This is a genomic window from uncultured Parasphingorhabdus sp. (assembly GCF_963975555.1).
In the GTDB taxonomy this organism is placed as follows: Bacteria; Pseudomonadota; Alphaproteobacteria; order Sphingomonadales; family Sphingomonadaceae; genus Parasphingorhabdus.
In genome coordinates, this window is record NZ_CAXBHH010000003.1 from 32829 (window position 1) to 44930 (window position 12102).

The window sequence follows — 12102 nt, forward strand, 5'->3', positions numbered from 1 at the left end:
CCTTGAATAAGCTTATAGTGCAACACATAGGGGTTCCGGGCCCCATTCGCCACCTAAATCCGGCCGGAGATATAGAGAGAATATGACCAAAAACCTGACTCGTCCGCCATTTGCAGAACAGCGTCCTCACAGTTACGAGCGGCACGGATATGTCGTCAACGATCCGTGGCACTGGCTGAAAGATGCGCGATATCCGGTTGTCGAGGACGAGGATGTGCTCGCCTATCTCAAGGCCGAGAATCAGTGGTTCGAACAGAATATGGCGGATCGCAAGCCGCTGACCCAGTCGCTGTTTCAGGAGATGAAGGCGCGGATCAAGGAAGACGACAGCTCGGTGCCGCAAAAGGACGGCGACTGGCTCTACTGGAGCAAGTTCGAGGAAGGCATGCAATATCGCCAGCATTGGCGCAAAGCGGTATCGGGCGGCGAAGACCAGCTGATGCTGGACGAGAATGTGTTGGCGGAAGGAAAGGAATATTTCCGGCTCGGCGCAGCATCTGTGTCGCCAGATGGCCGCTTGCTGGCTTATGCCTATGATGACAACGGGTCGGAACGGTTCGAAGCGCGGGTCAAGGATCTGTCCAGCGGAGAACTGCTGCCCGACATCATCCCCGGCACCCTCTCGAGCCTGGTCTGGTCCGCCGACTCAACAATGCTGCTCTACGGTCTCGCCAATGAACAATGGCGGACCGATAATGCCCGGCTGCATGTTCTGGGGACCGACATTGCCGCTGATGTCGAGCTGTATCACGAAGATGATGAAGGATTTCGCGTCGGCATTGGCCTGACCCATTCGGAAAAATACATCGCCATCTCGACCGGCGATCACGAGACCAGCGAAATACGGCTGGTGCCGACCGACAATCCGCTCGCCGAACCGATACTGGTCTCTGCACGCAAGACCGGCCGCGAATATGATGTCGAGGAACATGACGGCACGCTATATATCCTGACCAACGATGATCATGTGAATTTCCGGCTTGCCACCGCGCCTGTTGCCGACCCGGACAACTGGACAACATTGATCGCCGGATCGGACGAATTTTATCTGACGGATATCTGCACCTTCAAGAATTTCTATGTAACGGAAGGTCGCGAAAACGGCCTCGATCAGATTGAAATCCGTTCCTATGGCGATCCCGCCAAGGTCGAGCGTATCGCGTTTCCCGAGGCCAGTTATAGCGGCGGACTGGACGACAATCCCGAATATGATGTCGACAAGCTGCGGCTCGGCTATGATTCGATGGTCACACCGGGCACGGTCTTTGACTATCATCTGTCCGACAAATCGCTCGAAACGCTGAAGGTTCAGGAAATCCCGTCCGGCTATGACGCCAGCCAATATGTCACCGAACGGTTGATGATCGAGGTCCGCGACGGGACGATGGTCCCGGTGTCGCTGGTCTATCGCAAGGATACCAAGATCGACGGTAGCGCGCCGCTGCACCTCTATTCTTATGGTGCCTATGGCTATGCCGTACCGCCCAGCTTCTCGACGACGCGGCTCAGTCTGGTCGATCGGGGCTTCGTCTATGCCATTGCCCATATCCGCGGTGGCGACGATCTGGGCCGCAACTGGTATCTGGACGGCAAGCTGACCAAGCGGACCAACACGTTCAACGATTTTGTCGATGTCGCAAAGGACCTGATTGCCAAGGACTATACGAGCACGGGCCGGATCACCGCTTCGGGCGGTTCCGCTGGTGGCGAGTTGATGGGCGCGATCGTCAACAGTGACCCCGAACTATGGGGCGCCGTCGTGGCCCATGTGCCCTTTGTCGATGTGCTCAACACGATGCAGGACGAAAGCCTCCCGCTGACCCCCGGGGAATGGCCGGAATGGGGCAATCCGGTCACAGACAAGGCGGCCTTTGAATATATCCGCAGCTATTCGCCTTATGACAATGTGACCGCGCAGGCATATCCGCCGATGTTGATCACCGGCGGCCTCAATGACCCCCGCGTCACCTATTGGGAGCCGGCCAAATGGACCGCCAAATTGCGTGCGACGAAGACCGATGACAATATCCTGCTGCTCAAGACCAATATGGGCGCCGGCCATGGCGGTAAGTCGGGCCGCTGGAATGCTCTGGAAGAGACGGCAGAAGAATTCGCTTTCATATTGTGGCAGATGGGGATGGCTGAGTGAGTAGCGGAAGCCCTCCTTCTCCTCCGATCGAAACAGAACAAGGCTTCAGACTGACGTTCACCGCACAGCCAGATGACATTGACGAACTCGGCCATGTCAATAACGCAGTCTGGGTGCGCTGGATTCAGGATCTTGCGACGGCGCACTGGCAAGCGGTCGCGCCGCAAGACGCCATTGACCGCTATATCTGGGTCGTGAGCCGGCACGAGATCGATTATCGCGGCAATGTCGGGGTCGGCGAGACGGTGACCGGACGGACGTGGATTTCAGAACCGCCCAAGGGCGCGCGGTTCTGGCGTAATGTCAGCTTCACCGGACCCGATGACAAGATCAAGGTCGCCGCGAAAACCAACTGGGCAATTATCGAGCGGGCAAGCGGACGCCCCGTTCGTGTGCCCGTTGATCTCGCAGAGCTGTTCTTGAGGGGTTAAGGGGCCGGTATCGCGGTAGAAGGCGCCAACGGTGAAGGCTGGTCCACTTTTTCCCCTTCGGCCGTACGCAATTGTTGCGGTTCGAGTATCGCTGCGGTTTCAATGACATCCAGCGCCCGCCGTGCTTCATTATAGCGACGTGCCTTTTCCATCCACTGCAAGACATCGCCATCCTCGTCAATCCCGGGCAGCTTCTCGACTTCGGCGATCGCGGCATCGACATTGCCGGTTTCGACATAGCGTTTCGCCCGGATTAACCGCTGTTGCGGTGCCGGGGACGGCGTGCCTTGACGACGAATGACGAAGAGTTCGGAAAGTTCCCGCTGAAAGTCGGCCCAGAAGCCCGCGCCACTAGATCCGGTCGTAAGCGCCGGACCCAGTTCGTCCAGTCCTGCGGACAATTCTTCCAGGGTGACCGGTTCACGGGAAGCGTTGACAATAGTCGTCACCGCCTTGGGCTGCGCATCGCCGAAACGCAGTCGCAATTGGGGATCGATATAGCCAAGCGGTGATCCACGATCCAGCGCCCGACGAGCGGCAAAGGCGATCAACAACCCCTCTGCCCGGGCAGCATTGCCCGACGCAGCCTGCGCCTGCACATTGATTCGCGACAAACGGTCTTCCAGATCGGCAACGCGCACGGCAAGCGCACGCTCCAGTTCCGGCGTCAGTGCCGGCGGCGCCGGCTCGCTTGATTGCGTTGACGCTGGCAAGACGGTGCCATCCGCATCAATGCGGTTGGCAAGCGCGGTCACCGGGTCAGCAGCTTTGCCGGCAGCGCCATTGGCAACCGTCGCTATTTCCGCGTCAGGCTCGCTGTCAAAGGGGTTGTAGCGCGACAATATCCATCCGGTCAGAATCGCCCCTCCGATGAAGGCCACGACCATCAAAATCAGCACGTTGCGCGTCAAATTGCTCTTGCCAGTTGATGGCGAAAGCCTTTCATAATCCCGGCTCATTACGGCTCCTTTTCTTCAGTCAGGCCGCAGGACGGACCAAATCGTCTCAACATGACCGGCATAGTGCGCCCGCCAAGGACAGTAAAGCGTCGTCATCCGGATGGCTTGCTGTTTGCACATTTTTCCATCCCTGTCCGGCCGCTCCCGCCACTTTTTCAGAGAAAGCCAGCACGTGATGCCTGCTCTTGGGCAAACCCAACCGGTCCAGTTCCGACACAAAATGTTTCGCAGTCCGGGCCGAATGCAACAGGATGACGGCCTCTCCGGCGAGACAGGCTTTTGCCTGTTCTCCCAGTGCAATCGCGTTTGAACGATACACCGGTACGATTTCCAGCCGCTGATCTAATGCAGAAAGATCGGTATGATTTTCGCCCGCCAGCCATAATATGTTGCGGTACCGGTCATTGTCCAAGCTGCCCAGAAGGTCTTGCGCGTTGGTCGCTCCCATTTCCGCGACATGGAAACCGGCTGCTGATGCTGCAGCTGCCGTTTTCTCGCCCACCGCCAATACAGGTAATGACCGATAGGCGTTCAATTGTGGTCCGCCGAATCTAAGCGCGTTGGCACTAGTCAGGAGCAATGCGTCAAAATCCTGTGTTTCCGGACCGGACCAGGCAATCGGCTCGACGACGAACAGCGGATCGACCACCACATGCAAACCCCATTCCTTCGCCCGCCGCCCGGTCTGCAGCGCCCCGTCAAGTGGTCGAAGGATCAGCAGCGGCAGATTCATCGGCCAAATACGGCTTTCAACTTGGCACTGGCCTGCCCCAATAGCGTGTTGGCCAATATGCCGGGCGCGGAAACATCGCCGGTATCAAAGCTGGAGTGACCGCTGATGCACTCGGATCCGTCGGGCAGCAATATTTCGGCTCGCAGAAAAACGGTTGCGCTGTCAATCGTCGCCAGAGCGGCGACCGGGCTGTGACAATCGGCGGTCAATTGTTCCAGAAACAGGCGTTCGGCGATGACGGCGCGAAATGTGTTCGTCGAAGATATCGCATGCATTAGCCGGCGAACATGGGAGTCGTCTGACCGCGCTTCGATCCCGATCGCGCCTTGCGCGGGCGCGGGAAGCATGACCTCAACGGAAATATCAGCACCGACATCGTTCATATCCAGCCGGTTCAGGCCGGCAGCGGCGAGCAGGGTCGCGTCATAGTCCCCGTCTTCAATCTTCTGCAGCCGGCGTTGCACATTGCCGCGAATCAGTCTGATATCGAGATCGTTTCTCAGCCGCAAAAGCTGGGCCTTGCGGCGCGGTGATGCCGTGCCGACGATCGCGCGCTCGGCCAGGGATTCGATCGAATCCGCTCCGATCAGCCGGTCATGGATATCTGCCCTTTCGAGCATGGCTGCCAGAATGAACTCGCCCGGCCGGATGGTTTCCACATCCTTCATACTGTGCACCGCGCAGTCGATTTCGCCATTGCCAAGCGCGCGATCCAGTTCCTTGGTCCACAGCGCCTTGCCGCCGATTTCTGCTAGCGAACGATCAATTATCTTGTCGCCGCTGGCGATCATCGGCACCAGTTCGACCTGATCGGGCCGCCAGCCATGTACCGATTGCAGCGCGTTGGCCGCCATCGTGGCTTGCGCCAGTGCAAGCGGTGACTGGCGCGTACCTATACGCAAAGGCCGATCCAGCCCGGCGAGAATCTCTTTTTTGCTATCTTCGCTCATGATAGCGCTTGTCCTAATGGCTTGAGCGCCTAAGTAAAAGCGTCATGAGCCTGATCCTGGGAATTGAATCCAGCTGCGACGAAACAGCAGCCTCGCTAGTTACGTCTGAGCGCGAAATTCTGGCGCACAAATTGGCCGGACAAGAGGCGGAACATGCCCCCTATGGCGGCGTGGTTCCGGAAATCGCCGCGCGCGCGCATGCCGAGATCCTGACACCACTGATCGCAGCCGCGCTTGAAGAGGCCGGAAAATCACTCGATGATGTCGATGCGATCGCTGCCACTGCTGGTCCCGGCCTGATCGGCGGGGTGATGGTCGGCCTGGTTACCGGCAAGGCACTGGCGATGGCCGCCGGCAAGCCATTGATCGCGGTCAATCATCTCGAAGGCCACGCGCTTTCTCCGCGACTGGTCAATCCGGATCTGGCCTTTCCCTATTTGCTGATGCTGGTGTCCGGCGGCCATTGCCAGATTTTGCGCGTCGAAGGCGTTGGCCAATATCGGCGACTGGCAACCACGATTGACGATGCGGCCGGTGAAGCATTCGACAAGACCGCAAAAATATTGGGTCTCGGCTATCCCGGCGGTCCGAAGGTCGAAGCTTTTGCCAAGCAGGGCAATCCGAAGGCCGTCCCCCTGCCCCGACCCCTGATCAGATCTGCCGAACCGCATTTTTCTTTTGCCGGACTGAAAAGCGCCGTTGTGCGCGCCCATCAAAGCGGCGCGCACAGACCTGAAGATATCGCGGCTTCCTTTCAGCAGGCAGTGGTCGATTGCCTGCGCGACCGGCTGGAAAAAGCTGTCCGCGATCATGGCAGTTGCGCACATCTCGTGGTCGCAGGCGGTGTCGCGGCCAATACTCCGATCCGCGCCATGCTCCAGCAGGTCGCGGAGGAGAATGACATGACCTTTACCGCCCCTCCGCAATGGCTGTGCACCGACAATGCAGCGATGATTGCCTGGGCCGGCGCAGAGCGTTTTGCCGCGGGCCTGACCGATCCACTGGATTTCGTGGCCCGGCCGCGCTGGCCACTGGACCCGACAGCTGAAAAAGCGCGCGGCGCGGGGGTAAAAGCATGACTCTTACGACAGCAAAAATTGGCGTCATCGGCGCCGGCGCATGGGGCACCGCTCTGGCGCAGGTCTTGTCCGAGGGCCAGGACGAATTGCTACTGTGGGCCCGCGAACCGGAGGTTGTCGACCAGATCAACCGGACCCACGAGAATATATCCTTTCTCCCCGGCCACCGTCTTCGTGACAATATCAGCGCGACGATGGATTTGGAGGCAATGGCAGCCTGTGATGTGCTGTTGCTGGTAACGCCGGCACAGCATCTGCGTGCCACCCTTCAGGCCCTGCCCGATTCCAGCGCGGCGCTAATCCTGTGCTGCAAGGGGATCGAGGCGCGAAGCCGGTTGCTGTTAAGCGAGGTTGCCAAGATCGTACGACCGGATAATGACCTCGCAGTCCTGTCCGGCCCGACCTTTGCCCATGAAGTGGCGCAAGGCCTGCCAACCGCGCTGACGCTGGCGTGCGAAAGCCAAGCCCTGTGGGAGCGGCTCAACCCGCTGATCGCAAAAGCAAGCTTCCGGCCTTATTATTCCGATGATGTCGTCGGAGCGGAAATTGGCGGTGCAGTCAAGAATGTGCTGGCGATCGGCTGTGGCGTGGTCGACGGAGCCGGCCTGGGTCAGAATGCCCGAGCCTCCCTGATCAGTCGCGGTTTTGCCGAAATGCTCCGTTACGGCGCGGCCCGGGGAGCCCGGGCAGACACGCTCGCAGGCCTGTGCGGGCTTGGCGATCTCGTACTCACCTGCTCGTCGACCAGCTCGCGCAATTTTTCGCTCGGCCGGGGATTGGGCGAAGGCCAGTCGGCCGAAGTGCTTTTGTCAGACCGGACAACGGTTGCCGAAGGCGCATCGACTGCACCTGTACTCCAACAGGATGCCCGAGCGCGCGAGATCGACATGCCGATCGTCGACGCAGTCTGCGCGTTGCTGGACGGCACAGCCGATGTTCAGTCTGTGGTCACACAACTCATGAAAAGGCCGCTCGTTTCTGAACGCAGATAGACCGGCAAGCCATTATGATGACAAATTCCCGAAACTGCTATAGACAGCGTTCCCTTAAGCGGGCCAGCCGGAGAGCGATTTGAACAGTCCTGAATCATCAGGCACGGCTGGTGCAGCGCCAATCGATGGCGAAGCGCCCGCTGACAAGAGCAAGGACGATATTGCTGCGCTGGCGAAAGGCGGACGGACCAATATATTCGGTTTTCTGCTGCGCCTCGCCGCGCGTCTGCCGTTTCTGTTCATCGCCGGTCGTATCTATGGCGCCGATGCGCTCGGGCGCTTTGCCTATGCGATATTGGTGGTCGAATTTGCGGCACAGCTCGCCACCCTTGGCCTCAAACGCGGGCTGGCAGCCCAATTGAGCAAGACCAAGAGACCCCATGTCCATGTGGTCTGGGACGGCCTGCTGGTTAGTTTTCTGGCATCTGCGGTCGCGGCGGCGATCCTCATCGCCTTTCCCTTCATCATGTTCCCGAACAGCGATATTAACGGGCTCGACCGGTTCTTGCCGCTGGTGATATTCACCGTCGTCGGAGCCGATATTGCGCTGGCCGCCCTCGCCTATCGTTATGATATTGCCTCGACAGTGCGCGCCCGGTCGATTGTCGAACCGTGGACGATCAGCATCGCCGCTTTTCTCTTCTCATATTATTCGCTGCGCGATGGCCTGATCCTTTCCTATGTCGTATCGATGGTCGCAGCGTTGCTGGCATCACTCTGGCCCCTGTTTAAAAGCTATGGCCTGCCGCACGGCTGGCGACCGGAACCAATGAAAATTGCAAAAATCGCCCGGCGCAACATGCCTCTCGCTGCAGCCGATGCTGCCGAATGGGGCTCGCGCCGACTGGACCTGGCCATTCTGGGTTTGTTTGCTTCGCCGGCGATCGTCGGAATCTATTATATCGCTCAACAGGTAGCGAGCCTGCCGCAAAAGCTCAAAACCAGTTTCGACCCCATTCTCGGCCCTGTTATCACCCGTAATCTCGAGGCAGGGAACTTGAAAGCCATTGCCAGCCAGGTGAGCCAGGTCGGTTTCTGGATCATTGCAGCACAAATCGGCATTGCCTTGGCGCTGGCGATTCCCGGAGAAGCGGTGATGGGTCTGGTCGGGCCAGGTTTCGTTGGCGGAACCGGGGCCCTTGCCTTCCTGCTGGCCGCCGAAGCCGTGGCGGCAACCGCCGTGGTCAGCGAATCCGCTCTGGTCTATATCGCCCGCCATCGCAATTTGCTGATCTCGCTGTCGATGCTGCTGCTCCAAGCGGCGCTAAGCGTCGCCTTCATTCAGGTCTGCGTGCTTCTGGGCTGGGGTCCGTTGTTTCAGGCTGCTGCCGTCGCGGCAGCGCTGATGGTTGCTCTCGCTTATGCTTCGGTGGTCAAAGCGATCTTCCTGTCCAAACTGCTCGATGCGCCGGTCAATGGCTGGCGCTGGACCTTGTTGCTTGCGGTCGGCGTGGCAAGCGCAGTCGGCTATCTCGCCACCTATCTGCCCGAGTGGATGGAATTGATCGTCGGCATCCCGATGATCCTCGGCAGCTATGCCTGGATCATCTGGAAATGGGGCTTTGGACCGGAAGACCGGAAATTGTTCAAAATGAAAGGCTGATCAGCCAAGCCGGCTTTTGACCAGCTCAGCCAGATCGGCTTCCGGACGCGCGCCGAAATGCGAAATCACTTCCGCTGCGGCAATCGCGCCAATGGTCAGGCATTCTTCCATCGGACGTAGTTCGATATAACCGCTGAGGAAGCCGGCAGCAAAAAGATCACCGGCGCCGGTTGTGTCGACAATATGATCAACGGGTTCCGCAGCAACGGCAGTTGTCTTGCCGTCGCGAACAGCGATCGCCCCTTTTTCGCTTCGCGTGACCACTAGCGTTTCCACCTTGGCAGCCGTCTGCGCAACCGCCGCGTCGAAATCCTCGGTCTCGGCCAGCATCATGATTTCCGCTTCGTTGGCGAACAGGATATCGATCTTGCCACCATCGACCAGACCGACGAATTCTTCCCGATGCCGGTCGACACAGAATGTGTCGGACAGAGTGAAGGCAACCTTGCGGCCATGTTCCCGGGCGATATCAATGCCCAGCGCCATCGCGGCCTTTGGTTCGTCGGCGTCCCACAAATAGCCTTCGAGATAGAGAATCGCACCGCTTGCGATAAGATCGGCATCGACCGCAGCCGGGGGCAGGAATTGCGATGCACCCAGAAAGGTGTTCATCGTCCGCTGTGCATCCGGCGTAACAAAAATCAGGCAGCGCGCCGTTGGCGGCTCTTTGCCCAGCGGCGGCACATCAAAATCGATGCCGGTCGCACGGATATCATGAGCGAAAACTTCACCCAGCTGATCGTCGGCCACTTGCGCGATCAAGGCGCATTGGCGCCCCAATATGGATGCGCCGGCAAGCGTGTTGGAACCAGAACCGCCACTAATTTCCCGCGCCGGCCCCATGTCGCGATATAATTCCTGCGCCCGCGCGGCATCGATCAGCGCCATGCTGCCCTTGACCAACTGCTCCTCGTCAAGAAATTCCTCGCTGGCTTGCGAGATGACATCGACAATTGCATTGCCGATGGCGACAATATCATAACGGGCTTCAGTGGTCATAAAGATCCTCTTGGGGTGGTTTGCATAGTTCGGGACGGGTTAGGGGCTTGGCCCAATGCCATCAAGCAGAATTGACGCTGGCCGGAAAATCATGACATGAAGCGCAAATGATTCAAGCCTTCACACGTTCCCTCGCCCAGCTTAGCGACCGTGCCATATTGGTGATCCTGCTGAAGGTCATATTGCTCACGCTTCTGTTGTTCGCCATTTTTGGTGTGGCGGCTTATTTTGGACTGGTCTGGCTATTTGCCCGGGTCGGCTGGATAGACGGCGGCTTTGCGGCAGCTGCGGCGGCGGCCATCATCGCGATATTGACCGGACTGTTATTGTTCCGGATTGTCGCCATTTTTGTACTCAACATCTTTTCGGACGATATTGTCGATGCGGTAGAGCGCCGATATTATCCTGATCGTGCGGAAACGGCCAAGCCGCCGGGCTATGTGATCGGCATCAAAATGGGGCTCGCGTCCGCCGCCCGGGCGCTTGGCTATAATATTCTCGCGGCACCGGTCTATATTCTGCTGCTGGTGACCGGGATCGGCGTTCCGATCGCCTTTTTCGCGGTCAATGCCATTTTGCTGGGACGTGACCTGCAGGACATGGTTGCCGCCCGCCATGCGGCCGACTATCGCAATCTCACCGCCGGATCGAGCCTGCCGAAGCTGGAGCGTTTCGTCCTCGGATTGGTCACTGCGCTGATGCTGGCTATCCCGTTTGTCAATTTCCTTGCGCCGCTATTGGGAGCCGCTATGGCTACCCATCTGGTGCATGGGAAAAAGGAAATATGATCCGCATGAAAGCCAAATTTCTGATATTGTTCAGCCTGCCCGCTCTAGCGGCCTGTGCGTCGACAACGGCAACAAGAAGCCCTAGCCTGCCAGCCGCTCCGGCATCCCCCCTCCAATCGATAGCAGGCCTGGATATCGTCATGGGCAAGACCGCTGGCCAGCTTGTCCGTCTGTTCGGAAAACCGCAGCTGGATATATCCGAACCGCCAGCCCAGAAACTACAGTTTGCAAGCGGCGCGTGCATTTTGGATGCCTATCTTTATCCACCCGAAGATGGCGGTGCCGGCCGGGTTACCCATATCGACGCACGCCGCAGCGATGGCGCAGCGGTTGACCGGGTGAGTTGCGTAAATGCTCTAAGGCAACGCTGACGCCAGCTGTTCAAGCGCCCAACCGGCCGCGTCCCTGACCGCATCATCGTCATCATCCAGAAGCGCCTGAGCCGGCGCGATCAATGCTGCATCGCCGCTATTGCCCGCCGCGATAAGGGCATTGCGTACCATCCTGTCGCGACCGCTGCGCTTGATAGGCGATCCAGAGAATACCTGCCGGAAACTGGCATCATCAAGCGCCAGCAGATCGGCCAGCGCCGGCGCAGTCAATTCCGCGCGGGGCAGAAACGCCTTGTTTGCTGCACCCGCCTGGGCAAATTTGTTCCACGGACAGACTGCCAGACAATCGTCACAGCCGTAGATATGGTTGCCCATGGCCTTGCGATATTGGTGCGGGATCGGCCCCTTGTGCTCGATCGTGAGATAGGAAATACAAGCCCTTGCGTCCAGCTGATAGGGTGCCGGAAAGGCACCGGTCGGGCAGATATCCTGACAGGCCGAGCAGCTGCCACAGCTGTCTTTTCCCGGTTTTGACGGTTCCAGTTCGAGAGTCGTGTATATTGCGCCCAGAAACAGCCAGCTGCCGTGATCCCGGCTGACGATATTGGTGTGTTTGCCCTGCCAGCCCAGGCCCGCCGCTTCCGCGAGCGGTTTTTCCATGACCGGCGCGGTATCGACAAATACCTTCACCTCGCACTCCGCCTGCTCGATCAGCCAGCGCGCGGTCCGCTTGAGCGCACCTTTTACAACATCGTGATAATCCTTGCCCTGCGCATAGACCGAAATGCGGCCGTGATCGGAGACACTCTCCAGCGCGAACGGATCGGTGCCCGGCGCATAGCTCATTCCGAGCATGATGACCGAACGGACCTCAGGCCATAGATGGGTCGGGTCGGACCGTTCGTCGGCCCGGCTCTCCATCCAGATCATGTCGCCGTGGCTGCCGTCCGCAAGCCACTGCTTCAAGCGCTGGCCGGTTTTTGGTGCCAACCGTCCCGGAGCGATGCCGACCGCAGCAAAGCCCTCTTCCTTCGCCTTTTTTTCGAGCGCTTTGTCCAATCTTAACTTGTCATCCGGCATAGGCTTT

The 12102-nt window shown here is 58.9% G+C and carries 12 protein-coding genes; 7 read left to right on the forward strand and 5 right to left on the reverse strand.

Going from position 1 to position 12102, the window contains the following annotated elements; translation table 11 throughout:
* Nucleotides 1-82: 82 nt before the first annotated feature.
* Nucleotides 83-2149, forward strand: a complete 2067-nt coding sequence (locus AAC060_RS08140; protein ID WP_339824808.1) for a S9 family peptidase — start codon at nt 83-85, stop codon at nt 2147-2149.
* Nucleotides 2146-2580 carry a thioesterase family protein gene (locus AAC060_RS08145; RefSeq protein WP_339824811.1) on the forward strand — a complete coding sequence of 145 codons (435 nt, stop codon included), beginning with the start codon at nt 2146-2148 and terminating at the stop codon, nt 2578-2580. Before AAC060_RS08140 ends, AAC060_RS08145 begins: the two co-directional genes overlap by 4 nt.
* Here the strand turns inward: AAC060_RS08145 and AAC060_RS08150 are convergent.
* The 3 genes from AAC060_RS08150 to hemC are packed head-to-tail and all read right to left on the reverse strand — an operon-like array spanning nt 2577 to nt 5222.
* Nucleotides 2577-3539, reverse strand: a complete 963-nt coding sequence (locus AAC060_RS08150) for a hypothetical protein (protein WP_339824814.1) — start codon at nt 3537-3539, stop codon at nt 2577-2579. The genes AAC060_RS08145 and AAC060_RS08150 overlap by 4 nt on opposite strands.
* A 46-nt stretch (nt 3540-3585) precedes the next feature.
* Nucleotides 3586-4272: a uroporphyrinogen-III synthase gene (locus AAC060_RS08155; RefSeq protein WP_339824816.1), complete on the reverse strand. Its 687-nt coding sequence runs from the start codon at nt 4270-4272 to the stop codon at nt 3586-3588.
* Nucleotides 4269-5222, reverse strand: a complete 954-nt coding sequence (gene hemC, locus AAC060_RS08160) for a hydroxymethylbilane synthase (RefSeq protein WP_339824818.1) — start codon at nt 5220-5222, stop codon at nt 4269-4271. Before hemC ends, AAC060_RS08155 begins: the two co-directional genes overlap by 4 nt.
* A gap of 44 nt (nt 5223-5266) precedes the next feature.
* On the opposite strand from hemC, the gene tsaD reads away from it, so the two are divergent.
* The 3 genes from tsaD (at nt 5267) to AAC060_RS08175 (ending at nt 8896) form a co-directional block, all read left to right on the forward strand.
* Nucleotides 5267-6301, forward strand: a complete 1035-nt coding sequence (gene tsaD / locus AAC060_RS08165) for a tRNA (adenosine(37)-N6)-threonylcarbamoyltransferase complex transferase subunit TsaD (RefSeq protein WP_339824820.1) — start codon at nt 5267-5269, stop codon at nt 6299-6301.
* On the forward strand, nt 6298-7293 hold the full coding sequence (locus AAC060_RS08170; protein WP_339824823.1) for an NAD(P)H-dependent glycerol-3-phosphate dehydrogenase: 996 nt from the start codon (nt 6298-6300) through the stop codon (nt 7291-7293). Before tsaD ends, AAC060_RS08170 begins: the two co-directional genes overlap by 4 nt.
* A 121-nt stretch (nt 7294-7414) precedes the next feature.
* Complete coding sequence (locus tag AAC060_RS08175; protein WP_339825538.1) at nt 7415-8896, forward strand: oligosaccharide flippase family protein; 1482 nt, start codon at nt 7415-7417, stop codon at nt 8894-8896.
* Here AAC060_RS08175 and AAC060_RS08180 read toward each other — a convergent pair whose 3' ends face one another.
* Nucleotides 8897-9895 carry an adenosine kinase gene (locus AAC060_RS08180; RefSeq protein ID WP_339824825.1) on the reverse strand — a complete coding sequence of 333 codons (999 nt, stop codon included), beginning with the start codon at nt 9893-9895 and terminating at the stop codon, nt 8897-8899.
* 107 nt (nt 9896-10002) lie between these two features.
* Here AAC060_RS08180 and AAC060_RS08185 point away from each other — a divergent pair, with 107 nt between their 5' ends.
* Together AAC060_RS08185 and AAC060_RS08190 are read left to right on the forward strand one after the other, a co-directional pair.
* Nucleotides 10003-10683 (forward strand): EI24 domain-containing protein, encoded by a 681-nt coding sequence (locus AAC060_RS08185; RefSeq protein WP_339824827.1) that lies wholly within the window; start codon nt 10003-10005, stop codon nt 10681-10683.
* A 5-nt stretch (nt 10684-10688) separates the two neighbouring features.
* The gene (locus tag AAC060_RS08190; protein ID WP_339824830.1) at nt 10689-11054 is read left to right on the forward strand and encodes a hypothetical protein; all 366 of its coding nucleotides are present in this window, start codon (nt 10689-10691) and stop codon (nt 11052-11054) included.
* Here the strand turns inward: AAC060_RS08190 and queG are convergent.
* Complete coding sequence (gene queG, locus AAC060_RS08195; RefSeq protein ID WP_339824832.1) at nt 11040-12095, reverse strand: tRNA epoxyqueuosine(34) reductase QueG; 1056 nt, start codon at nt 12093-12095, stop codon at nt 11040-11042. The genes AAC060_RS08190 and queG overlap by 15 nt on opposite strands.
* Nucleotides 12096-12102: the final 7 nt, after the last annotated feature.